The sequence below is a fragment of the Mesorhizobium sp. P2_D6 genome (assembly GCF_056404315.1).
Window position 1 is genome coordinate 139514 of the sequence record NZ_JBFUEG010000005.1, and the last position, 23162, is coordinate 162675.

Annotated in this window: 17 protein-coding genes, 1 pseudogene and 1 riboswitch; of the genes and pseudogenes, 9 read left to right on the top strand and 9 right to left on the bottom strand. The window is 62.1% G+C overall.

Annotated elements, in window-relative coordinates; translation table 11 throughout:
- Positions 1–17 precede the first annotated feature (17 nt).
- The 5 genes and pseudogenes from AC1D1L_RS12715 to AC1D1L_RS12735 form a co-directional block, all read right to left on the bottom strand.
- Positions 18–1706, bottom strand: a complete 1689-nt coding sequence (locus AC1D1L_RS12715; protein ID WP_477341707.1) for an ArnT family glycosyltransferase — start codon at positions 1704–1706, stop codon at positions 18–20.
- Entirely contained in the window at positions 1706–2665 is a 960-nt protein-coding gene (locus AC1D1L_RS12720) for a glycosyltransferase family 2 protein (RefSeq protein WP_477341709.1), read from the bottom strand. The genes AC1D1L_RS12715 and AC1D1L_RS12720 overlap by 1 nt, the downstream gene beginning before the upstream one ends.
- A 604-nt stretch (positions 2666–3269) precedes the next feature.
- Positions 3270–6767, bottom strand: a complete 3498-nt coding sequence (gene dnaE / locus AC1D1L_RS12725) for a DNA polymerase III subunit alpha (RefSeq protein ID WP_477342171.1) — start codon at positions 6765–6767, stop codon at positions 3270–3272.
- A gap of 193 nt (positions 6768–6960) precedes the next feature.
- Positions 6961–7432: pseudogene (locus AC1D1L_RS12730) on the bottom strand (dihydrofolate reductase family protein).
- Between the two features lie 23 nt (positions 7433–7455).
- Positions 7456–9468: an acetyl-CoA carboxylase biotin carboxylase subunit gene (locus AC1D1L_RS12735; RefSeq protein ID WP_477341711.1), complete on the bottom strand. Its 2013-nt coding sequence runs from the start codon at positions 9466–9468 to the stop codon at positions 7456–7458.
- A 273-nt stretch (positions 9469–9741) separates the two neighbouring features.
- On the opposite strand from AC1D1L_RS12735, the gene AC1D1L_RS12740 reads away from it, so the two are divergent.
- The 6 genes from AC1D1L_RS12740 to AC1D1L_RS12765 all read left to right on the top strand — a co-directional run bounded on the left by AC1D1L_RS12740 (position 9742) and on the right by AC1D1L_RS12765 (position 14523).
- The gene (locus AC1D1L_RS12740; RefSeq protein WP_477341713.1) at positions 9742–10869 is read left to right on the top strand and encodes an S-(hydroxymethyl)glutathione dehydrogenase/class III alcohol dehydrogenase; all 1128 of its coding nucleotides are present in this window, start codon (positions 9742–9744) and stop codon (positions 10867–10869) included.
- Between the two features lie 66 nt (positions 10870–10935).
- Positions 10936–11505 carry an S-(hydroxymethyl)glutathione synthase gene (gfa, locus tag AC1D1L_RS12745; RefSeq protein ID WP_112564608.1) on the top strand — a complete coding sequence of 190 codons (570 nt, stop codon included), beginning with the start codon at positions 10936–10938 and terminating at the stop codon, positions 11503–11505.
- 64 nt (positions 11506–11569) lie between these two features.
- Entirely contained in the window at positions 11570–12043 is a 474-nt protein-coding gene (locus tag AC1D1L_RS12750; RefSeq protein WP_477341715.1) for a YaiI/YqxD family protein, read from the top strand.
- Between the two features lie 21 nt (positions 12044–12064).
- Positions 12065–12742: a DUF1345 domain-containing protein gene (locus AC1D1L_RS12755; RefSeq protein ID WP_477341717.1), complete on the top strand. Its 678-nt coding sequence runs from the start codon at positions 12065–12067 to the stop codon at positions 12740–12742.
- 121 nt (positions 12743–12863) lie between these two features.
- Positions 12864–13730 carry a cytochrome b/b6 domain-containing protein gene (locus tag AC1D1L_RS12760; protein ID WP_477341719.1) on the top strand — a complete coding sequence of 289 codons (867 nt, stop codon included), beginning with the start codon at positions 12864–12866 and terminating at the stop codon, positions 13728–13730.
- A 1-nt stretch (position 13731) separates the two neighbouring features.
- Entirely contained in the window at positions 13732–14523 is a 792-nt protein-coding gene (locus tag AC1D1L_RS12765; RefSeq protein ID WP_477341721.1) for a molybdopterin-binding protein, read from the top strand.
- A gap of 19 nt (positions 14524–14542) precedes the next feature.
- Here AC1D1L_RS12765 and AC1D1L_RS12770 read toward each other — a convergent pair whose 3' ends face one another.
- Positions 14543–15544, bottom strand: coding sequence for a hypothetical protein (locus AC1D1L_RS12770; protein WP_477341723.1), 1002 nt, complete (start codon positions 15542–15544; stop codon positions 14543–14545).
- A 174-nt stretch (positions 15545–15718) separates the two neighbouring features.
- Positions 15719–15805: riboswitch (glycine riboswitch) on the top strand.
- Between the two features lie 149 nt (positions 15806–15954).
- Between AC1D1L_RS12770 and gcvT the strand changes: the two genes are divergently transcribed.
- The 3 genes from gcvT to gcvP are packed head-to-tail and all read left to right on the top strand — an operon-like array spanning position 15955 to position 20258.
- On the top strand, positions 15955–17055 hold the full coding sequence (gene gcvT / locus AC1D1L_RS12775) for a glycine cleavage system aminomethyltransferase GcvT (RefSeq protein WP_477341725.1): 1101 nt from the start codon (positions 15955–15957) through the stop codon (positions 17053–17055).
- 6 nt (positions 17056–17061) lie between these two features.
- Positions 17062–17430, top strand: a complete 369-nt coding sequence (gene gcvH / locus AC1D1L_RS12780; RefSeq protein WP_477341727.1) for a glycine cleavage system protein GcvH — start codon at positions 17062–17064, stop codon at positions 17428–17430.
- 17 nt (positions 17431–17447) lie between these two features.
- Positions 17448–20258 carry an aminomethyl-transferring glycine dehydrogenase gene (gene gcvP, locus AC1D1L_RS12785; protein ID WP_477341729.1) on the top strand — a complete coding sequence of 937 codons (2811 nt, stop codon included), beginning with the start codon at positions 17448–17450 and terminating at the stop codon, positions 20256–20258.
- Positions 20259–20351: 93 nt separating this feature from the next.
- Here the strand turns inward: gcvP and AC1D1L_RS12790 are convergent, their stop codons facing one another.
- From AC1D1L_RS12790 to AC1D1L_RS12800, 3 genes are all read right to left on the bottom strand, one after another.
- The gene (locus tag AC1D1L_RS12790; protein ID WP_477341731.1) at positions 20352–21524 is read right to left on the bottom strand and encodes a GGDEF domain-containing protein; all 1173 of its coding nucleotides are present in this window, start codon (positions 21522–21524) and stop codon (positions 20352–20354) included.
- Between the two features lie 161 nt (positions 21525–21685).
- The gene (locus AC1D1L_RS12795) at positions 21686–22156 is read right to left on the bottom strand and encodes a hypothetical protein (protein ID WP_112564626.1); all 471 of its coding nucleotides are present in this window, start codon (positions 22154–22156) and stop codon (positions 21686–21688) included.
- A 162-nt stretch (positions 22157–22318) separates the two neighbouring features.
- On the bottom strand, positions 22319–23140 hold the full coding sequence (locus AC1D1L_RS12800; RefSeq protein WP_477341733.1) for a PA3715 family protein: 822 nt from the start codon (positions 23138–23140) through the stop codon (positions 22319–22321).
- Between the last annotated feature and the right edge of the window lie 22 nt (positions 23141–23162).

Genomic DNA, 23162 nt, shown 5'->3' on the forward strand with positions numbered 1-23162 from the left:
GCTAGGGGATCCTCCGTTCAGAATCCGGTGAAGATCGCCGTTGGCGGCTCGCGCGCGGGAACTGGCGGGTTTCGTCCATGACGTAACGCGACCATTCCACCTCGATAGGTGTGTATGCCGCCGGCGAGTTCGACAACGTCGCCCGGACGGATCACCTGCCGGTCAATCTCGACCGGCGCATCCGCCGCAATCGTATATGGCCCCGGAATGGTGAGGGCGAACGCGGCTTCCGTGCCGCCCGTCGCAGGCAACTGCTTTCCAGCAATCCAAATTGGACCCCAATGCCGAACATAGTTCTCCCTCAACGCATCTATGTCCGCTGGCAGCAATTCCTCGTCCGGCCTTGCAGCGTGGGTGTCGGGCTCCAGCGCGGCTGAGAGCGCCGGGCCGGATACGATGACGAAGATCGGCTTTTTTTCATTAATCGTATGTAGGAGCACCGGTTCTCCACGATTGCGATACTGTTCAATTCCCCAGGTACTCATAAGAAATGCCACATTGGGATAGCGCACGATAACGCCTGCTTGGGCAATATATGGCACTGGTTCCGGAAAGATCTGATGCACTGCCGAAATCAGCGACTGCTGGGCCGATTGGTCCCGCTGAAATTCTGGAGCCGCCTCGACTGCCGCCAAGGCAACGAATATCACGGGAAGCGTCCCTGCAATTTTCGGCAGTGAGCGTAGCGCGTCTGCGGTCAACGCGCCAACCAACACAACTGGTGCCATCATGAACACATAGAAATAGGGGAAGCTGTTTCGGTAGAAGGCAATGAGCAACAGCGGCGAAATGAAGCTCAGTATAGTCAACGCGTGGAGCCTTTCCACACTTCTTGTCTTGACCACACGCGCTATAGCCAAGCCTATTCCAGCGCCGATCACAGACCATTGCAGCGCGCTCCAAACCAGCGAGTGCAGCAGAAATCGGGCCCCGTGGAAAAGATCGTTGTCAACGAGTTGCTTGTTGTAGGCGTCGGTCAGGGTGTTTCTGGCCGGAGGCCCGCTATGCGCCAAGCTCGCTGCGTGCCAAAGAAACAAACCTGCGAATGCCACGACAGCTATGGAGAGCGCGATGACCATGTTGCGGAGCAACATCTTGTCGTGGGTACGCGCCAGCCGCAGCACTGCGACCATTGTGATGATAGGAAGATAGAAGACCGATTTTATCGAGATCAATCCCGCAAGCGTTACTGCCAGCGCAGAAAGGGTCAGCACTGCGAGGGGCAGGCGGTCGCGAGTCAGTCCGAAGAGTGCACCCATTAGAAGTGCGGTGATGATCGGGTCGGCGCGGAAGCTCGTCCCGTGCCGCATCACGAAGGCCAGTGTGGCGTATAGTAACGTCGCCCACAAAGCCCCGCGGGCGGAAAGGAGGCTCTCAGTTGTTTTCAGAAGGAACCAGAGCGTCGCCAGTTGGAGAAGCCACATAAGGCAACGCGCCACAACGACCATACGTATCTCGTCGGTCTGCAGCAGCGCCAGCCATGAAAATAGATGGACGTGAAATGTCTGCAGGGCAAGGCTAAGCGAAGCCCGCCTGTACTCGAACACCAGCGACAGGAAATGGAATTCATCCCAGTTCACTTCGCGAAAGAGTGCCGTCGCCAGTTGAAGCGCGGCGATCGTGCCGAAAAGGAAAAGAATTGTCCGTCGGCCAACCCCGACAGAACTTTCAGGTTTCGCGTCAAGAAAGCCGGCCAGACTCGTCATTACTCGACTCGATCCAGTCGATCTTCGATTTTTCGCAGCTTGAAAAGAGTCATTTCGAGCATTTGCCGGTTGCGCCCGATGAGATCGGCGACAATCCCGAAAAGCAAGGTGATGAAGCCGATAATGATGAGCACGCCCCCAAGCACCAATGACTGGATATGGCCGCTACTGTCACCGGCCAGAAACAGCCACAGAAAACGTAGTACTGGCAATGCTCCGATCAAAGTGATCGAGCTTCCGATGAGCAGAAATGTGTTAAGCGGATTGTAAAGCGCATAGGCTCGCGCGATCGTGATGCTGGTATTGAAAATAAAGTGGGGTACGCTTTTGAACAGTCGCGATTTGCGCATCGGCGCATTGGTCCGGACAGGCACCGACACCACAGCCAGCCGCTTCTGGCCCGCTAGGATCAACATTTCTGTCGTGTAGGAAAAGCGCGAAACGATGTTGATCTGCATCGCCGCCTCGCGGCTCATTGCCCGAAATCCGCTGACAGCATCGGGAATGTCTACCCCCGCCAAATGGCGGACCACACCAGTGCCAATGCGCTGCAGAGCCTGCTTGCCTGATGAGAAATGATGATTTGTTCCGACTTGGCGGTCGCCGATGACGATGTCCGCCTCGCCGCGTAGAATCGGCCCGATAAGCAGTTCTATGTCCGACGCATCATACTGGTTGTCGGCATCAGTATTGACAACAATGCCAGCTCCCGCGCGAAGGCTGGCATCTATCCCTGTCTGGAACGCAGCCGCCAGCCCCCGATTGCGCCGGTGGCTAACCACATGATTGACGTTAAGGCTTCGCGCAACTTCGGCAGTCCCATCGGTGCTGCCGTCATCGATCACCAGGATATCGACGCTATCTATTCCGTCGATCTCGCGCGGTATCGCCCTAACAGTTGCTCCAAGACTCGCTGCCTCATTGTAGCAGGGAATCTGGATAACCAGTTTCAATGCCAAGATTGTCTCCCCACGCCCTATCCCATCATAAGCCAAGTACTTTATTTTACAACGCGGCGGCGTAACCTTTGGTTAACCGCACACAAAACCCTATGAGGTCGCCGTTTGTTGCCGGTGTTATTTGAGCCAGATTGGCAGCTTTGGTAGGGGTTAAGAGAACCAACGTAGCATTCTAAGGGGGATCTTCGGCTGGATGGAAATTCATAAAGGTCTTTGTATCATCCTGGAAATAAAGCGTTTTTAGTAGGGAAATGGCGCCGTTTGCGCGTGCCGAGGCACCTCGGCAATCTCAACCGACTGGTCGCTTGACCCATTGTCCCCGACGACGACCTCACGCTTGATGCTCCGCTTCGCAAAAACATCAACAGCCTGGAGACGCAAAAGCCGAGCGTGCGCTCTCGTTCAGCCAAGGGATAACAGTCGACACAGGAGGAGCCCCCGCATCATTGGCCCGCCGGACAGCTATCTCGGTCTGGATCGCCGCGAAATCTATAGCTCGTCGACCACCATGCCCAGATATGCCGACGTGACCAGTCGTCTCGCGCGCTTAGGCAATTCCAGAGAAATTGCCTAACGGTTTTCAGTCCTGAATTGCGCGTAGGGCCTAGACCAGCTCGACCTCGACAACACCCGGCACAGCGCGCATCGCAGAGGCGATCTGCGGCGAGATGCGGTAGCGGTTGGGCAATTCGATCTCGACCTCGCCCTGACCGGCCTCCTTGATCAGCACGAAGCTGACCTGGCCCTCCCCCTTCACCGACAGCTGGCTGGCCAGCATACCGATCGGGGCCGCATCGCGCACGAAAATGCGCAGCGCCTTCTGGATGCGGCTTGCCTCGTCCTCCAGCGACTGCACCGTCTGGATGCGCAGATTGACGCCTTCCGGCCGGTCCTCCGCCGAAACGGTGATCACCACCGAACGGCCGGGCTCGAGCAGATCGCGATATTGCGCCAGCCCCTCTGAAAACAGCACGGCTTCATACTGGCCCGACGTGTCGGAAAAGGCGATGACGCCCATCTTGTTGCCGGTGCGGGTCTTGCGCTCCTGCTTGGTGGTGACCGTGCCGGCCAGCCGCCCGGCGGCGGCACCGCGTTTGACCGCGGCCGAGAACTCGCCCCAGTTCTGCACCCGCATTTTCTGCAAAGCAGCCTTGTACTCGTCGAGCGGATGCGCCGAGAGATAGAAGCCCACCACCTGGAATTCGCGGTGCAGCCGGTCCGCTGCAAGCCATGGATCGGTCGGCGGCAAATTGAGCGCCTGCTGCTGTGCACCTAGCGACGCGCCGAAAATGTCGTGCTGGCCCGAAATGGCATTTTGCTGCGCCAGCGAGGCCAACCCCATCATCCGCTCGACGCCGGCCATCATCTGGGCCCGGTCATGACCGAAGCAATCGAGTGCGCCGGCCATGATCAGGCTTTCGAAGACACGCTTGCCGACGATCTTCGGGTCGACCCGCTCGCAGAAATCGGCGAGGTTCTTGAACGGCTTTTCGCCGCGCATCGCGACGATATGCTCGACCGCCGCGTCGCCAACCCCTTTCAGCGCCGCCAGCGAATAATAGATGCGGTTCTCGCCGACCTCGAAATTGCGGAAGCTGGTCATCACCGACGGGGCCACCACCTCGATGCCGAGGCGCAGCGCATCCTGACGGAAATCGGCGAGCTTGTCGGTGTTGCCCATGTCGAGCGTCATCGACGCCGCCAAGAATTCGACCGGGTAATGCGCCTTGAGATAGGCCGTCTGGTAGGAAACCACGGCGTAGGCCGCGGCGTGCGACTTGTTGAAGCCGTAGTCGGCGAACTTGGCCAAAAGATCGAAGATGAAGTCGGCCTGCGGCTTGCCGACACCGCGCTCGACAGCGCCCGAGACGAAGCGCTCGCGCTGCTTGTCCATCTCGGCGCGGATCTTCTTGCCCATGGCGCGACGCAGAAGGTCGGCTTCGCCAAGCGAATAGCCCGACAGCTCCTGCGCGATCTGCATCACCTGTTCCTGATAGACGATGACGCCTTGCGTCTCCTTCACCAGATGGTCGATCTTGGGGTGGATCGAGGCCATCTCCTCTTCGCCATGCTTTCTGGCGTTGTAGGTTGGGATGTTCTCCATCGGACCGGGACGGTAGAGCGCCACCAACGCGATAATGTCCTCGATGCAGTCGGGCCGCATGCCGATCAGCGCCTTGCGCATGCCGGCACTTTCCACTTGGAACACGCCGACCACTTCGCCGCGCGACAGCATGGCGTAGGTGTCGGGATCGTCGAGCGGGATCGTCGCCAGGTCGATCTCGATGCCACGGCGGCGGATCAGCTTCACCGCCGTCTCCAGCACCGTGAGCGTCTTCAGGCCGAGGAAGTCGAACTTCACCAGCCCGGCCTGCTCGACATATTTCATGTTGAACTGGGTGACCGGCATGTCGGAGCGCGGATCGCGGTACATCGGCACCAGTTCCGACAACGGCCGGTCGCCGATGACGATGCCGGCGGCATGCGTCGAGGCGTGGCGGTAGAGGCCTTCCAGTTTCTGCGCCATATCGAGCAGCGTCTGCACGATCGGCTCCTTCTCGGCCTCCTCGGCAAAGCGCGGCTCGTTGGCGATGGCGTCCGCCAGCTTGACCGGATTGGCCGGGTTCTGCGGCACCATCTTGGACAACTTGTCGACCTGGCCGTAAGGCATCTGCAGCACACGACCGACGTCGCGCAGCACCGCGCGCGCCTGCAGCGTACCGAAGGTGATGATCTGCCCGACCTGGTCGCGGCCGTATTTCTGCTGGACGTAGCGGATGACCTCTTCGCGCCGGTCCTGACAGAAATCGATGTCGAAGTCGGGCATCGACACGCGGTCGGGGTTGAGGAAGCGCTCGAACAGCAAGGAGAAGCGCAGCGGGTCGATGTCGGTGATGGTGGTGGAATAGGCAACCAGCGATCCGGCGCCTGAACCGCGGCCCGGCCCGACCGGAATGCCTTGCGCCTTCGCCCATTTGATGAAGTCGGCGACGATCAGGAAGTAGCCGGGGAATTTCATCTTCTCGATGATGGAAAGCTCGAAATCGAGCCGCTCGCGATACTGCTCGACCGTATAACCGGCAGTGGGTCCATGCGCCGCCAGCCGTGCGTCGAGCCCTTCATGGGCCTGGCGGCGCAGTTCGTCGGCCTCGGCCTTCAGCGCCACCTCATTGTCGGCGACATCGCCGCCGGTAAAACGCGGCAGGATCGGGTTGCGGTTCTTGGGATAATAGGAGCAGCGCAGCGCGATCTCGACGGTGTTGTCGATCGCTTCCGGCAGGTCGGCGAACAGCCGTGCCATATCTGCCTGACTGCGCAGGAAATTGTCCGGCGACAGGCGGCGGCGGTTGTCGGCGGCAACGACCGAGCCTTCGGCAATGGCGATCAGCGCGTCATGTGCGTCATAGTCGTCGCGGGCGGAGAAGAACGCCTCATTGGTGGCGACAAGCGGCAGGTCATGGGTATAGGCAAGATCGACCGTCGATTTCTCGATGGCGCGGTCATAGCCGGAAACCCGGTCCAGCTCGACATAGAGCCGGTCGCCAAACAGCGTCTTGAGCGCCAGCAGTCTCGCTTCGGCGAGGTCGCGGCGATCTTCCTTCAGCGCCCGGCCGATCGGCCCGCGCGGCCCGCCAGTGAGGCAGATCAGGCCGTCGCTATGGCCCTCCAGCATTGCTGACGTCAGGTGCACCGGTTCGCCCGGTGGCGTCTCCAGATAGACCTGGCTGACCAGCCTCACCAGATTGCCGTAGCCGGCCTCGGTGGCGGAGAGCAGGACCACGGGGTGCATCTCCGGCCCATGACGGCGGCGGTCGCGCTGCGCGTCGCTGGTCTCGCCGGAAAAGGCGAGATCGATCTGGCAGCCGATGATCGGCTGGATGCCTTCCTTCACCGCCTTCTGGGCGAATTCCAGTGCACCGAACAGATTGTTGGTGTCGGTGACGGCGATCGCCGGGCACTCGTCCTTGACAGCATGACCGACAACGGCGGCGACCTGCAAGGCGCCTTCGAGCAGCGAGTACGCGGAATGCACGCGCAGATGGATGAACGGCCGCGCCGGCCTTTCGGGCCGGCTTGCCCTTTCAATGGCTTCCTTTTTCAACGGATCGCGTGTCGTTGTTGCGTCTGCCACCCGGTCAGGCCCTGCTGGTGTTTGAGAATCTCGGTTTGAGGCTAATCTAGTCGTCCGCCGCACCGACTGCCAGCGAAACGACCCTCCGTCCCCCAAAACTACGATGCTCCACGGCGGCTACCCGTACGCGCCTCGCCAGTGTCTTGCCGGGAAATCCACGCGATCAAGCAGGAACGTATGTCAACCTGATTACGTCCTCATCAACGCGGTCGGTGGACACAAGACGCAGCGGTGGCCTCGGCCCGGCGTAGGTCGGTGAGGCTTCGCGCGAGATCCGGCCCGGAAACGGTAATCTCTCCAGGCAGTTGAGCCTTCAACCCGCGTACCACTTTCTCTAGGTCGCCCTCGACCAAGGTGGCGTTGGGACCGACCGATCTCAGCGAACGCGATACGACCCATTTCGGTTGGCGCCGCCACGCCGCCGCGAAATCGCGTTGCGCCGTGCCCCATTCTGGACGGTCTTCATCCCAGTACCGCATCGTCTCATACATGCGCCGCCCATACACACTGCCGGAGAGGTCGCGTACGTGCCGGATCCAGTGATCGAACAGCGCGGGGCTCGTCTTCATCTCATCATGATCATGATCGACATAGCCATCCAGGGACTGGTTCATTCCAAAGACGAGCTTCGCCATGTCCAAATCCCCACGTCGAATTCTCAGGCGAACTCCATGATCACTGCGTCGACCGCAAGGCTATCGCCCGGCTTGGCGTTGAGCTTCGACACGACTAGATCACGATCGGCGCGCAGCACGTTTTCCATCTTCATTGCCTCGACCACGGCCAGCGTTTCGCCCGCCTTGACCTCCTGCCCTTCGGCAACCGCAATCGACACGACCAGGCCAGGCATCGGGCAAAGCAGCATCTTGGACGTGTCCGGCGCCACCTTCTCCGGCATCAGCCTTTCCAGCTCCGCTATGCGCGGCAGCATGGCGCGTGCGTTCACCGACATGCCTTTCCAGGCGATGCGCAGGCCATTCGGCAGCGGCCGGATCTGCGCTGTGACTTTCCGGCCACCGACAGTGCCGCGCCAGATCAGATCGCCCGGCCGCCAGTCGGACGTCACCGTCAGCGCCTTGCCGCCATCGACCGACAGGTCGATTTCCATCGGAATGGAGATCATGCCTTCCAGGATCGAAGCCTGGAGGTAATCCTCACCGATCTTCACCACCCAGTCGCGCTTGAGCGCGCCCGAATGCGGCGCCAGCCGCCCACCCAGCCGGTCGAGCCGGTCGCGGCGCAGAAGCTCGACGGCCGTGGCGATCGCCGCCAGCACCGCCTTTTCTTCGGCGTCGGGTACAATCGGCGCGAAGCCGTCCGGATATTCCTCGGCAATGAAGCCCGTCGATATCCGCCCTTCGCGCCAGCGCGGATGCTGCATCAGTGCTGCCAGAAACGGAATGTTGTGCTCGATGCCGTCGACGACGAAACTGTCGAGCGCCTCCGACATGGCATCGATCGCCTCGATACGAGTCGGCGCCCAGGTGCAAAGCTTTGCCACCATAGGGTCATAAAACATCGAAATCTCGGAGCCTTCGGTGACGCCGGTGTCGTTGCGGATGACGATGTCGCCGAACGTGCCCTCCTCCGGCGGCCGGTAGCGCGTCAGCCGGCCGATCGACGGCAGGAAGTTGCGGTAGGGATCCTCGGCGTAGAGCCGGCTTTCCACCGCCCAACCGTTCAGCTTGACGTCGCTTTGCTTGATACCGAGCTTTTCGCCGGCGGCAACGCGGATCATCTGCTCGACCAGATCGATGCCGGTGATGAGTTCCGTCACCGGATGCTCGACCTGCAATCGTGTATTCATTTCAAGGAAATAGAAGTTCTTTTCAGCATCGACGATGAACTCGACGGTGCCGGCGCTCTGGTAGTCGACCGCCTTGGCCAACGCCACGGCCTGCTCGCCCATGGCTTTTCTGGTTTTGGCATCGAGGAAAGGCGACGGCGCCTCTTCGGCGACCTTCTGGTTGCGGCGCTGGATCGAGCATTCGCGCTCGCCGAGATAAAGCGCGGTGCCATGCGCGTCGGCCAACACCTGGATTTCGATATGGCGCGGATCGACAACGAATTTCTCGATGAAGACGCGGTCGTCGCCGAACGAGCTTTTCGCCTCCGAGCGCGCGCGGTCGAAACCGTCGCGCACCTCCGACTGGCTCCAGGCGATGCGCATGCCCTTGCCACCACCGCCGGCCGAGGCCTTGATCATCACGGGATAGCCGATCTCGCCAGCGATCTTTTCGGCATGGTCGGCATTTTCGATGACGCCGAGCCAGCCGGGCACAGTCGAAACCTTGGCCGCATTGGCGAACTTCTTCGACTCGATCTTGTCGCCCATCGCTTTGATCGCTTTGGGTTTTGGGCCGATGAAGACGATGCCTTCCGCTTCCAGTGCCTCGCAGAAGGCGGCTCGCTCCGACAGAAAGCCGTAGCCGGGATGCACGGCCTGCGCCCCAGTCTCCTTGCAGGCAGCGATGATCTTTTCCGGCAGGAGATAGCTTTGCGCGGCGGGCGACGGCCCGATATGCACGGCTTCGTCGGCCATTTCGACATGCACGGCGTCGCGATCGGCGTCGGAATAGACCGCGACGGTGGCAATCCCCATCTTGCGCGCCGTCTTGATCACGCGGCAAGCGATCTCGCCGCGATTGGCGATCAGGATTTTCGTGAACATCAAAGGCGTTCCCTCGGGTCTTTCTCCCTTTCTTATGGGCTTCGGCACGTGGGCTCAAGCATTGCTCGACGGACGGCAGCGTCCAGCTTGTAAAGGAGCGCCTAAGCCTGCCGATACGATCCTGCGGGAACCGAATGGAGTGGCGGCCGAAAATTGAACGAATGATTTTGCGCCATCACATGATTTTGCGTCATCGTTCGTCGTCAAAGCGGGTTGAAACAGCATGAAAATGCTGAAACCTTGGAGCCGAAATCGCATGGGAGGAATTGTCTGATGAAAACGCGCGCCGCTGTCGCTGTTGCCGCCGGAAAGCCGCTGGAGATCATGGAGGTCGACCTCGACGGACCGCGCGAGGGCGAGGTGCTGGTCGAGATCAAGGCGACCGGTATTTGCCATACCGATGAATTCACTCTCTCGGGCGCCGATCCGGAAGGCCTGTTCCCGGCGATCCTCGGTCACGAGGGCGCCGGCATCGTCGTCGATGTCGGCAAGGGCGTGACGTCGGTCAAGAAGGGTGACCACGTCATTCCGCTCTACACGCCGGAATGCCGGCAGTGCCCGTCCTGCCTGTCCAGGAAGACAAATTTGTGCACCGCCATCCGCGCCACCCAGGGCCAGGGCCTAATGCCCGATGGCTCGTCGCGCTTCTCGATCGGCAAGGACAAGATCTTCCACTATATGGGCTGCTCGACCTTTTCGAACTTCACCGTGCTGCCCGAGATCGCCGTCGCCAAGGTCAATCCGGACGCTCCCTTCGACAAGATCTGCTACATCGGCTGCGGCGTCACCACCGGCATCGGCGCCGTCATCAACACGGCCAAGGTCGAGCAAGGCGCAACCGCCGTTGTCTTCGGCCTCGGCGGCATCGGCCTCAACGTCATCCAGGGCCTGAAGCTGGCCGGCGCCGACATGATCATCGGTGTCGATCTCAACAACGACAAGAAAGCCTGGGGCGAGCGCTTCGGCATGACGCATTTCGTCAATCCGAAGGAGATCGATGGCGACATCGTCCCTCACCTCGTCAACATGACCAAGCGCGGCGCCGACCAGATCGGCGGCGCCGACTACACATTCGACTGCACCGGCAACACCAAGGTGATGCGTCAAGCGCTGGAAGCCTCGCATCGCGGCTGGGGCAAGTCGGTCATCATCGGCGTCGCCGGCGGCGGCCAGGAGATTTCGACCAGACCCTTCCAATTGGTCACCGGCCGCACCTGGATGGGCACCGCCTTCGGCGGCGCGCGCGGCCGCACCGACGTGCCGAAGATCGTCGACTGGTACATGGACGGCAAGATCCAGATCGACCCGATGATCACCCATTTGCTGAAGCTGGAAGACATCAACAAGGGCTTCGACCTGATGCACGAAGGCAAGTCGATCCGGAGCGTCGTCGTTTACTGAGGAGAAGAGCCGCCGACCGAAGGGCCAGCGACTGAAGTTGCACGGGTTCAACAAGGGAGGAAGAAAATGCCTGAAAAACTGCATCCGAAAATCGACAATGGCTTGCCCAAGGAAAGCGCTAGCTTTGCCGGCGGCACGCTGGTCTGCGCCTGCACCAGCAAGCCGGTGAAGGTAAAGGTGAAGGGCCAGATCGCCCATAACCATGCCTGCGGCTGCACGAAGTGCTGGAAACCAGAAGGCGCGGTGTTCTCGGTCGTGGCGGTCGCCGGCACCGGCGACGTCACCGTCACCGAGAACGGCGACAAGCTGAAGGTGGTTGATCCCTCAGCGCTCATCCAGCGCCATGCCTGCACCGGCTGTGGCGTCCACATGCATGGCCCAGTCGAGCGCGATCATCCGTTCAAGGGCCTGACCTTCATCCATCCGGAGCGTTTCGAGGAGGACGGCTGGTCACCGCCCGGGTTCACCGCTTTCGTGTCGTCGATCATCGAATCCGGTGTCGACCCCAAGCGGATGGACGGTATCCGCGGCCAGCTGAAGTCGATCGGGCTCGAGCCTTATGACTGCCTCAACCCCGGTCTGATGGACTATATCGCCACCTGGACGGCGAAGAAATCGGGCGCGCTGCCGGCCTAACAATACGAGATTTCTGGCATGGGGCCGGGTAATATGCCGGCCCCATGTTCGTTTTGGAGAGACAATGCCCGCACCCGCCATCTATGTCGACGCCGACGCCTGCCCGGTGAAAGCCGAGGTCGAAAAGGTCGCCGAGCGCCATGGCGTCGTCGTCACTTACGTCTCCAATGGCGGGCTTCGTCCCTCGCGCGATCCGATGATCCGCAACGTCGTCGTTTCCAAGGGTGCTGACGCCGCCGACGACTGGATCATCGACAACGCGAAATCCAACGACATCGTGATCACCGCCGACATTCCGCTTGCCGCCCGCGCCGTGGCGCTGGGCGCCCATGTGCTTGGGCCAACCGGTCGCCCTTTCACGCCCGAAACCATCGGCATGGCGGTGGCGATGCGCGATTTGAAGCAGCATTTGCGCGAGACCGGCGAGAGCAAGGGCTACAATGCCAGCTTTGCGCCGCAGGACCGCTCGCGCTTCCTGGGCGAACTCGACCGTGTCTTGCGGCGCGCTCTGAAATCCGTCACACCCGACCAGAAATGAAGCACTATCCGAGGTCGGGCTATGGCCGACGACATATCGCCGAATAACCCCTTGCACCGGCACAAGCAGTTCCTTGTGTCGCTATGCGTGGGTCTGGTCGTATTTGCCGTGGCATTCCCTTTGCTTGGATCGTTCCCCTTCCCGACGCGGCTTGCCTATTCCTTTTCCATCGGTGCGGATGCGTTCTTCATCGCCTATCTGGCACTCGTGCTGAAGCGGATGCCGCAGCTAAAGGCGAGCTATCTAAGCCGTAACGCCCGCGCTACGGACTTGCCGGTTCTGGTCATTTTTGCCGCCACCCTTGTCATCGTATTCGTTGCCATCTTCCTTTTGTTCCACGCCAAGGACAGTGGGTTCTCCAGGCTTTCGGTCACGCTCGTCTCGGTGCCGCTTGGCTGGTTCACCATCCATGCGATGGCGTCGCTTCACTACGCCCATGTCTATTGGATGGATGGCGACACGTTCGATGCCGAAACAAAGAAAAAGGCTCCCGTCGGCGGCCTCGATTTCCCTGGAGGAAAACGGCCGGAAGGCTGGGACTTCCTATACTTCGCCACCGTCATCGGCATGACCGCGCAAACTGCCGACACCAGCATCACGACCTCGCATATGCGCAAGGTCGTGCTGGTTCACTCTATCGTGGCGTTCTTCTTCAACACGGTCATCGTCGCCGCTGCCGTCAATCTCGCCGTCAATTAGAGTTGCCCGTAATAAAAACGTGATCGGATGAAACATCGCTTTCGACGGCGACGTATTGGGAGGAGAACGACAAGCGCGAGATCGCACAGCCAGGAGACCAGGAACCATGGAATCCGTTGCCATGAGTCAGCCCAGCATCGGGGCTGATGCCACTACGGCGAAGAAGACGACGCTGATCTACCGCCAGTCGCGCTGGACGCGGCTGACGCACTGGTTGTGGGCCATCTCGCTGTTCTTCATGCTGTTGTCCGGCCTGCAGATCTTCAACGCCCGCCCGCAGCTCTATATCGGCAAGCAATCCGGCTTCGGATACAACAACACCGTCTTTGCCATCGGCGCCGAAAACACCGCGACCGGCCCGCGCGGCTATACCGAAATCTTCGGCCATCGCTTCGACACCACCGGCGTGCTCGGCTGGTCAGGTCCCGCCGGGCAGCAGACCTCGCGCGCCTTCCCCTCCTGGGCGACGATCCCGTCCTACTATGACCTCGGCACCGCCCGCGTCGTGCATTTCTTCTTCGCCTGGATATTGACCACCACTTTGGTCGTCTGGCTGGTCGCCAGCCTCATCAACGGCCATTTGCGCCGCGATCTGGCGCCGCGCCTGGACGATCTCAAACGCCTGCCGCAGGACATTATCGACCACGCCAAGCTCAGGTTTCACCACACCCGCGAATACAACACGTTGCAGAAAATGGCTTATGGCGGCGTGCTGTTCGTGCTGTTGCCGCTGATGATCATCACCGGTCTTGCCATGTCGCCAAGCATGAACTCGGTGCTGCCCTGGCTCAACGAAGTGCTCGGTGGCCGGCAGACGGCGCGCACCATCCATTTTACGGTGATGGTGCTGCTGGTCGGCTTCTTCATCATCCACATGCTGATGATCCTCGCTGCCGGCCCGATCAACGAACTGCGCTCGATCATCACCGGCTGGTACCGCACCGATCCTCCCGCGCATGACGACAAACCCGCTGAGAGGAGCGTCTGATATGGCCAAGTTCGAGATCAGCCGCCGCAAGTTCCTGACCGGTGCCAGCCTCGGCGTTTCCGGCATCATGCTGTCGGGCTGCGATGCCTTTGACAGCCAGCTCGGCATGGGCGACGGCCTGCGCAGCTTCCTCGAAAATGCCAACGGCCTGACCTATCGCGCGCAGCGCCTGCTTGCCGGCCGCGACGCGCTGGCGCCGGAATTTTCCGAGGCCGACATCCGCCAGCCGCAGCGGCCGAATGGCGTCACCGCTCCCGACGACGACACCTACAAAGGCCTGCTCGCCAACAATTTCGCCGACTGGCGGCTGGAAGTAACGGGTCTGGTCGAAAAGCCGCTGTCGCTCAGCCGCGAGCAGCTGCAGAACATGCCGAGCCGCACTCAGATCACCCGTCACGACTGCGTCGAAGGCTGGAGCTGCATCGCCAAATGGACCGGCACACCGCTGTCGCTGGTGCTGGACCAGGCTGTGGTCAAGCCTGAGGCGCGCTACGTCATGTTCCATTGCCTCGACACGATCGACCGCAGCCTCTCCGGCGAGATCAAATATTACGGCACCATCGACCTGATCGACGCCCGCCATCCGCAGACGATCCTCGCCTATGGCTTGAACGGCAAGCCGCTGCCGGTCGAAAATGGCGCGCCGCTGCGCGTGCGCGTCGAACGCCAGCTCGGCTACAAGATGCCGAAATACCTCTACAAGATCGAGCTCGTCGACAGCTTTGCCAACGTCGGCGGCGGCCGCGGTGGCTACTGGGAAGACAATGGCTACGATTGGTATGGCGGGATTTGATTGAGCCTGCCGATCGAGTTCACGCCACCTTGTCGAGCAGTGGCTTGAGCGCCGGGTGAATCTCCGGCGAGGCGTGCTTGATCAGCGTCAGCAGCGCGCGTTCATTGTCGTGCAGCGGGCGGTGGGTGCCGATGCGCTCGGCCAGCCATTTTGCCTCGCCGGCATCGATCGTTTCGGCACGGCGCGCGAGCGCTTCGGCAGCCCGGTTTTTCGATTCCCACTCGGCCTCGATATCGCCGGGCGAACGATAGGCTTCCATGATGCCTGCGAGCCCGCCCGACACTATCCGGCTGAAAAAGCCGCCAATCTCAGGCTCGGCCTGTTCGAAGAAGCTGTCACGGCGCAACGCAGCCTCGCGCGTCGGCGCTTCGTAGCCGGCCGAACACATGACGAAATTGGCGAGCGCCTTGACGAACAGTTCGTTCCAGGACGGATCAGTGCCGGCGGCGGAAGTCTGCTCGTTGATCCTGAACAGGATTTCGGCCTCGGTGCGGGTGATGGCGATGTTACCGTCGCCGCCATAGGCATAGAGGATGCGGCGCAACAGATCGACTTCGGCCTTGGCGACCAGCCCGGGAACCAGCGTGCCGCCAAGCATCAGCGGCCCCTTACCGTCGACCACCGCATGGGCGACCTGCTCCAGCGCATAGGCGGACATCCGGCCGGGCGATGATTTCGCCCTCTCCAGCACATGCACCAGGAGCTCCAGCTCGGTGCGACTGCCGACCATGCCGTCGCGCGAGATCGTCCTGATGAGCCAGTCGGCATTGTCCTCGGAAATGTAGCCCGCCGGCTTTTCCTGGTGGACGATATAATCCGTGACGGCCTCGACGAAGAATTCAGGCCATTCCGGGGATTTGTCCCTGGCCGTGGCGTCAAGCGCGAACAGCGCCTCGGCCTCACCACGGCTCACCACGCCATCGGCGAACACTTCGCGGCGCAACATGACGACATCTTCCGCCGTGATGCGATCTTTCGAAGTCAGCCCCGCCACCGGTGCGCTCCCGATCCGTTCGCCCATCTGTCAGTCCCCGTCCGTCGTGCTAACCCAACTACCGGCCAAACTATCAGCAGTGTCTTGAAAAACCGGCAAACGGCGTGGTTAGCGAAGACTTGTCAGGAAGATGTCGCTGGCAGGTGACAACGTGTCGCCGACAAGCTATGGATGGCGCGTCGAGGGCTCAGGTCTGAGTCCTACCTGTTTGCGGGAGAGAGCAGCGCGAGCTGCCGCCGAAGGGGAAATCGCCCGAAATCTCTCAGGCAAAAGAACCGTAGACGGGAAAGACACTCTGGAAAGTCGGGGCTTGCCCCCGCGCCGAAGGTGTAAGCGTCGCCGACAGAGTTCCGGTTGCGCGAGTCTCTCAGGCTTCAGACAGAGGGGCACGGACTGGTCGCCAGCAGCGGCCGATTGCGTGCGACTCTGGAGATGACATGACGGGCGACGACACCAAACACCTTCCCCTCGAGGACCTGCACACCGCCGTCGGCGCGCGCTTTGGCGCCTTTGCCGGCTGGTCGATGCCGCTGACCTATCCGGCCGGCGTGATGAAGGAGCACCTCCACACCCGCGAGCATGCCGGCCTGTTCGACATTTCGCATATGAAGCTGTTCGAAGTCAGCGGACCGGGCGCCGTCGCGCTCTTGAACCGCGCCTGCCCGCTCGATGCCGGCGCGCTCGACATTTCGCAGTCCAAATACACCTTTTTCCTCAACGAAGCCGCCGGGATCATCGACGACCTGATCGTCACCCGGCTCGGCGATACCAGGTTCATGGTCGTCGCCAATGCCGGCAATGCTGCCGAGGACGAGAAGCATTTGCGCGCGCTGGCGGCGGATTTCGATGTGAAGGTCGAGGCGCTTGACCGCGTCTTTCTCGCCATCCAGGGACCCGAAGCGTGGGCTGCCTTGTCCCGCGCCGGCATCGAGACCGGCTCGCTGCTGTTCATGCACGGCATCGAGCCGAAGCCGAACTGGTTCATGAGCCGCTCCGGCTATACCGGCGAGGACGGATTCGAGATCGGCCTGCCGGAAGCGGATGCGCGGGCTTTGGTTGCGAAATTGCTTGAGGACGAGCGCGTGTTGTGGATCGGCCTTGCCGCACGCGACTCGCTGCGGCTGGAGGCCGGCCTCTGCCTGCATGGCCAGGACATCACGCCGGAAATCGATCCGGCCAGTGCCGGCCTGATGTGGGCGATCCCCAAGGATCTCCGTGCCAGCGGATCCTTCATCGGTGCCGACGCCTTGCGGGCGATACTGGAGCGTGGCGCGGCGCAAAAGCGCGTCGGCCTGAAGCCGGACGGCCGCCAACCGGTGCGCGCCGGTGCTGCCCTGTTCGACGCCGACGGCAATACGGCCGGCCATGTCACATCAGGCGGCTTCGGCCCTTCGGCCGGCCACCCCGTCGCCATGGGATACGCGTCAACGCCCCTGGCCAAGCCAGGGACAAAACTCTTCGCCGACGTTCGCGGGACGAAAATCCCGATCGATATCAGTTCCTTGCCCTTCACTCCTCATCGCTACCGCAAAGGATAAATCCCGATGGCAAAAACCTATTTCACACAAGATCACGAATGGCTCAGCGTCGAGGGCGGCATCGCCACCGTCGGGATCACCGACTATGCGCAGGAACAGCTTGGCGATCTTGTCTTTGTCGAACTGCCTCAAATCGGCACGAAGCTGAGCAAGGGCGATACCGCCGTGGTTGTCGAATCCGTCAAGGCGGCCTCCGACGTCTATGCGCCGGTTGATGGCGAGATCACCGACGCCAATGGCGCACTGTCCTCGGACCCGTCGCTGGTCAATTCGGCGGCAACCAGCGGCGGCTGGCTGTGGAAGATGAAGCTTGCCGACGAAGGCCAGCTCGCAGGCCTCCTGGATGAGGCCGCCTACAAAGCCCATATCGGTTGATATCAGGATCTATTGCCATGAGCGCAGCACTTACCCCCTTCTCGGCCCGCCATATCGGTCCTGATGTAAACGATGTCAGAGCCATGCTTGCCGTGATCGGCGTTCCCTCCGTCGAGACGCTGATCAGCCAGGCCGTGCCGCAGTCGATCCGTCTCGACCTGCCGCTGACCCTGCCCGCCCCGGCGAGCGAAGCCGAGGCGTTGGCCGAATTGTCGGCGACCATGGCGAAGAACACGGTGCTGAAGAGCTTCATCGGCGCCGGCTATCACGGCGTCCATGTGCCGCCGGTCATTCAGCGCAACCTGTTCGAGAACCCGGCCTGGTACACCGCCTATACGCCCTACCAGGCCGAGATCAGCCAGGGCCGCCTGGAAATGCTGTTCAATTTCCAGACCCTGGTCACCGAACTGACCGGGCTGCCCGTGGCCTCGGCCTCGCTGCTCGATGAGGCGACGGCGGTGGCCGAAGCCGTCGGCATCGCCTTGCGCCATCATCGCGACAAACGCACCAAGGTGGCGCTGGCCGGTACGCCACACCCGCAGACGCTCGACGTCGTGCGTACCCGCGCCGAACCGCTCGGCATCGAGATCGACGGCGAGACCATCGACGACAACACCGCCGCTCTGCTCGTCTCCTGGCCGGACACGTTTGGTGTCTATGGCGACCACAAGGCGGCGATCGACAAGGCCCGCGCCACCGGTGCGGTCGTCGTCTTCATCGCCGATCCGCTCGCGCTCACGCTGACCGATGCGCCGGCCAAGCTTGGCGCCGACATCGCCGTCGGCCCGATGCAGCGCTTTGGCGTGCCGATGGGCTTTGGCGGCCCGCACGCCGCCTACTGCGCCGTCTCCGACAAGCTGACCCGGCTGATGCCTGGCCGCCTCGTCGGCCAGTCCACCGACAGCAAGGGCCGCCCGGGCTATCGTCTTGCCCTGCAGACACGCGAACAGCATATCCGCCGCGACAAGGCGACCTCCAACATCTGCACCGCGCAGGCCCTGCTTGCCAACATGGCAACGGCCTATGCGATCTGGCATGGCCCCGCCGGACTGCAGGCGATTGCAGCGCGCATCCATGAGCTCGCCAACCGCCTCGCGGCAGGCCTGAAGGCATCAGGCGTTTCGGTGCTCGGCTCAAGCCGTTTCGACACAATGACGGCCGACGTGAAAGGCAAGGCTGCTTCGATCGCGGCTGCCGCTGAAAAGGGTGGCCGGCTGCTGCGCATCATCGATGCCGACCGCGTCAGCATCGCCTTCGACGAAACCTCGACCGAAGCCGATCTCGAGGCGATCGCCGCCCTGTTCGGCGCCAAGCCAGGCACCGCCGAAGCCGGCGCAATGCCCGGCAAGCCGCGCGGCAAGGAGTTTTTGACCCAGCCGGTCTTCCGCGAGAACCACTCCGAGACCGACATGATGCGTTTGCTGCGCCGGCTGGCCGACAAGGATCTGGCGCTCGACCGCACCATGATCCCGCTGGGCTCCTGCACCATGAAGCTCAACGCCGCGGCCGAAATGATGCCGGTCAGCTGGCCGAGCGTCGCCAATCTGCATCCCTTTGCACCGGCCAGCCATTCGCAGGGCTACCGCGCCATGGTTGGCGAACTGGAGGGCTGGCTGTCGGAGATCACCGGCTTCGACGCTGTCAGCCTGCAGCCCAATGCCGGCAGCCAGGGCGAATATGCCGGCCTGCTCGCCATCCGCGCCTATCACCGCGCGCGCGGCGAGGGCCATCGCACCATCTGCCTGATCCCCTCCTCCGCGCATGGCACCAATCCGGCGAGTGCGGCCATGGCCGGCATGAGCGTCGTCGTCGTGCGCTGCCTGGAGGACGGCAATATCGATATGGACGATATGCGGGCCAAGGCCAACGAGCATTCGAAGAATCTCGCAGCGCTGATGTTCACCTATCCTTCGACGCACGGCGTCTACGAAGAAGGCGCGCGCCACCTCTGCGCCCTGATCCATGAGCATGGCGGCCAGGTCTATTTCGACGGCGCCAACCTCAACGCGCTGGTCGCCCTGGCGCGCCCCGCCGACATCGGCGCCGATGTCTGCCATATGAACCTGCACAAGACCTTCTGCATTCCGCATGGCGGCGGCGGTCCAGGCGTCGGTCCGATCGGCGTCAGGGCGCATCTCAAGCCCTATCTGCCGGGTCATGTCACCGAAGGCTCGGCGCATGCCGTGTCGGCTGCACCGTTCGGCAGCGCTTCCATCCTGCCGATCACCTGGATGTACATCCGCATGATGGGCGCCGGCGGGCTGAAGCAGGCGACGGAGACGGCGATCATCTCGGCCAACTATTTGGCGACGCGGCTCGCGCCGTACTTCCCGCTTCTCTATAAGGGCAGGCACGATCGCATCGCGCATGAATGCATCCTCGACACCCGCGTGCTCAAGGAAAGCGCCGGCATCAGTGTCGACGACATCGCCAAGCGCCTGATCGACTACGGTTTTCACGCGCCGACCATGTCGTTCCCGGTCGCCGGCACGCTGATGGTCGAGCCGACCGAGTCCGAGCCCAAGCGCGAGCTCGACCGGTTCTGCGAGGCGATGATCGCCATCGCCGGCGAGGCCGCCAAGGTGGCGAAGGGCGAATGGCCGCTTGAGGACAACCCGCTGGTCAACGCCCCGCACACGGCGGCCGAAACGCTTGCCGGCCAGTGGACCCATCCTTATTCGCGGCTGGAAGCGGCCTACCCCGCCGGCGACGCCGATACATCAGCCAAGTACTGGCCGCCGGTGTCGCGCATCGACAATGTCGCCGGCGATCGCAACCTCGTCTGCTCCTGCCCGCCGCTGTCGGAATATCTCGGCGCCGCCGAGTAGAGGCTACAAGCAATTCCAGGGAAAATGCGACGCGGTTTTCCCGGGGAAAATCGCGCAGCGCTTTCCCTTGGGAATTGCGGAAAAGCAAATGGATCAAGCAGAACGCAAGGCCGGCCCGTCGGCCTTGCTCGTCTTGTCCAGGATCAGCACGCGGTTTCGCCCGGCGTGCTTGGCCGCGTAGAGCGCCTTGTCGGCCTCGGCCAGCACCTCGTCGAGGCTGCTGCCGCCCTCCGCGCCGAAGCCGATGCCGCCGCTGACGCTGCTGCGCAGCGGACCGCGCGGCGTCGGCACCACTTCCGTACCGAAAGCGACGCCGATCTTGCTGGCGAGATCGTAGGCCTTGTCCTCGGTCATCCGCGACATGACCAACGCGAACTCCTCGCCGCCCAGCCGGAAGGCATCGACGCCGGCCCTGTCATACTTCTTGATGATTGCGGCGAAGCGGCACAGCACCCGGTCGCCGACCGGATGGCCATAGACATCGTTGGTCCGCTTGAAATGATCGAGGTCGAACATGGCGACCGACATGAACGGTCCGAAGACACGCTCGCCATAGAGTGAATTCAAAGCCCGCCGGTTCATCAGGCCGGTCAGCGGGTCGGTCAAGGTCTCGGCCTTCAGTTCGATCTGCGCCTGCAAATGGTGCAGCGACAGCGTCAGCGCGCCGAGCGCCGTCATGCAGGCGACCGCGACGACGGAATTCAGCCGCTCGGCCCAATTGTCGGGCGCGACGCCAAGCACCCACTGGCCCTTGACCAGAAGCACCGCGCCGCAGAGGCCGAAGGACAGACCACAGACGCCGCTCAGCGCCGAGACAACCAGGAGAATGCCGCGATCATGACCGCCGCCCTTGGTCCAGAACATCACCCCGATCGAGGCGAGCAGCACCGTTACCGTCGTATAGGTGAGGATGAAACCGACACCGTCGAAACCGAGATAGGTCACGCCGGCGCAGATCGCCATCGCAAGCAGGGTCGGCAGGACGGCTCGACTGTGGTCGCGCACACCGAGATACTGCATGGCCGAAAGCGAGAGGGCCAGGAAACCGAGGCTGAGCAGCGCCAGAGCTGCCTGGCAAAGCCAAGGATTGGGCTCCCTTGTGTAGCGCCAGAAGACGATGACATGGGCGACAAGGACCAGAATGCCGCACGCCACCGTCAGCACAAAGCGCGCACGCGGCGCCGTGAACCAGATCGCAAACATGGTAACGCTAAGGCATGTGCCCGACAGCGCGGCCGCCAGCAGGAGCGAACTGAAATCCAGCATGGGTGAACGACAGCCTTCAGGGATCGTCGGTTGCACCGCATCATAGGCGAGCGGTGGCTTCGAGATACCGTTTTTGACCGGGCTTGCAGTGCAAATTTCCGACAGGGTTTACAAACCGTCGATAGATCGCGGCAGATACCGCAAACGACGGTTGCGAAGCCTCACCCCTTGTTGAGCAGCGCCAGGTTGGCGTTGACCACGGTCGGGTCGGCCATGCCGGCCCTTGCTTCCATCAGCAGGGCTCTTGCCTTCTGCTTGTTGCCGCGCAGCAGCTGCGAATAGCCCATATTGTTGACGATCTGCGGCTTGCGCCCGGCAACCTTCAACAGCTGGTCGTAGGCGCGGTCGGCGAAGTCGAAGCGGCCGAGCTCGTCGTAGGACGCGGCAAGCCCCATCCATCCCTCGGCACTGTCGGCCTTCAGCTCCACGGCCTTGCGGAAATGCTGTTCGGCAAGACCGTAATTGGCGTCGCGGAACTGCGCCTTGCCCTGCGCCAGGTCGGACGTGCTGACGTCCTTTGCCGCCGGTTGGATCGATGTGGTCTTGGTCTTGTCGACATTCTCGGTCGTACAACCGCTGACCGCCAAGACGGCCGCTAGCGCGGCCATTGCCGTGAAAGTTCTGTGACGCATGCCCCTGCCCCAGTCGCCCGATTTACCGGGTCATTCTCTGGGGATCATGTGTACAGGAGAGCGATTAAGCTTCGGTGCTGAAATGCGCTGAAAATTTGGTTTCCGGCACACCGTCCATTAACCACCAGGCGCAGCCTTCGATCGGCACCGACGCGAGCGGCCTCAAGGTTCCAAGGCGTTGAGCGCCGCCGGAACCGGATAGCGGCCGCCGTCATAACGCAGCCGATAGGTATGGCCTGTGGACTTGCCGGGATGGGACTGGCACTCCCCGTTCGCATCAGGAAATGGATTATCGGTATCCGATCGCTCGACCACGGTAATGTCGTGATAGCCGTGATGTATCGCCCGGCCCATGGTCAGCGTCACCTGAGTGGAATGAAACGATCCTGCGCAGTTGGTATCGCCCTCGCCGCCACTGCCTGCCACGATCATGCCAGCGAGCACCACCCGCAGGCCGTTGCCGTCAACCGCGTAGAGCCGCAGATCGGTCTCGCTAAAGGGATTCGGCTGCGAATGGTTTGCCATCTCGATGCGCAGGCCGAAGGCGGTTACATTCGGGGCCAGCCCATAGTGGCCGGTGTCGAACTCGATCTCGCGGATTGCGATGGCGTCATCCGTCATCAGATCAGGCTGGAGCAGCCGCTGGCGCACCTGCAGGCTGTTCCGGTCGACCACCAGCAACTCGATATCGCCGACGTGTCGGTCGTCGCTGGATTGGGAGCTGTCGAGCAGCGGCACCGCGACCAGCAACAATTCGTCATGGGCGGGCCAGACCTTGCAGACCAAACCGAACGGCATATCGCCGTCCCGGAGGGTTTGAGCGATGCTGGTATGGGGCTCGAGGGTGAACGAGGTGCCGTCAGCACTCCTGCGAGCCTTGGGATAGACCTGCTGCACGAGAGCGGCAGCATCGCCGCAGTCGCCGGCCGCAGCCTGGGCAGGCGACAAGCCGGCCGTGGCAAGGCTGAGGAAGACGGTGCACAAGATTATTCGCATTGGCTGGTCA

Excerpts from the sequence above, each read along its gene's own strand:
- AC1D1L_RS12760 (WP_477341719.1), top strand. The coding sequence starts at position 12,864 with ATGAGTCAGCCCAGCATCGGGGCTGATGCCACTACGGCGAAGAAGACG.
- AC1D1L_RS12770 (WP_477341723.1), bottom strand. The coding sequence starts at position 15,544 with ATGGGCGAACGGATCGGGAGCGCACCGGTGGCGGGGCTGACTTCGAAA.
- AC1D1L_RS12750 (WP_477341715.1), top strand. The coding sequence starts at position 11,570 with ATGCCCGCACCCGCCATCTATGTCGACGCCGACGCCTGCCCGGTGAAA.
- gcvT (WP_477341725.1), top strand. The coding sequence starts at position 15,955 with ATGACGGGCGACGACACCAAACACCTTCCCCTCGAGGACCTGCACACC.
- AC1D1L_RS12715 (WP_477341707.1), bottom strand. The coding sequence starts at position 1,706 with ATGACGAGTCTGGCCGGCTTTCTTGACGCGAAACCTGAAAGTTCTGTC.
- AC1D1L_RS12755 (WP_477341717.1), top strand. The coding sequence starts at position 12,065 with ATGGCCGACGACATATCGCCGAATAACCCCTTGCACCGGCACAAGCAG.
- AC1D1L_RS12765 (WP_477341721.1), top strand. The coding sequence starts at position 13,732 with ATGGCCAAGTTCGAGATCAGCCGCCGCAAGTTCCTGACCGGTGCCAGC.
- gcvP (WP_477341729.1), top strand. The coding sequence starts at position 17,448 with ATGAGCGCAGCACTTACCCCCTTCTCGGCCCGCCATATCGGTCCTGAT.
- AC1D1L_RS12790 (WP_477341731.1), bottom strand. The coding sequence starts at position 21,524 with ATGCTGGATTTCAGTTCGCTCCTGCTGGCGGCCGCGCTGTCGGGCACA.
- AC1D1L_RS12795 (WP_112564626.1), bottom strand. The coding sequence starts at position 22,156 with ATGCGTCACAGAACTTTCACGGCAATGGCCGCGCTAGCGGCCGTCTTG.
- gcvH (WP_477341727.1), top strand. The coding sequence starts at position 17,062 with ATGGCAAAAACCTATTTCACACAAGATCACGAATGGCTCAGCGTCGAG.
- AC1D1L_RS12735 (WP_477341711.1), bottom strand. The coding sequence starts at position 9,468 with ATGTTCACGAAAATCCTGATCGCCAATCGCGGCGAGATCGCTTGCCGC.
- gfa (WP_112564608.1), top strand. The coding sequence starts at position 10,936 with ATGCCTGAAAAACTGCATCCGAAAATCGACAATGGCTTGCCCAAGGAA.
- AC1D1L_RS12740 (WP_477341713.1), top strand. The coding sequence starts at position 9,742 with ATGAAAACGCGCGCCGCTGTCGCTGTTGCCGCCGGAAAGCCGCTGGAG.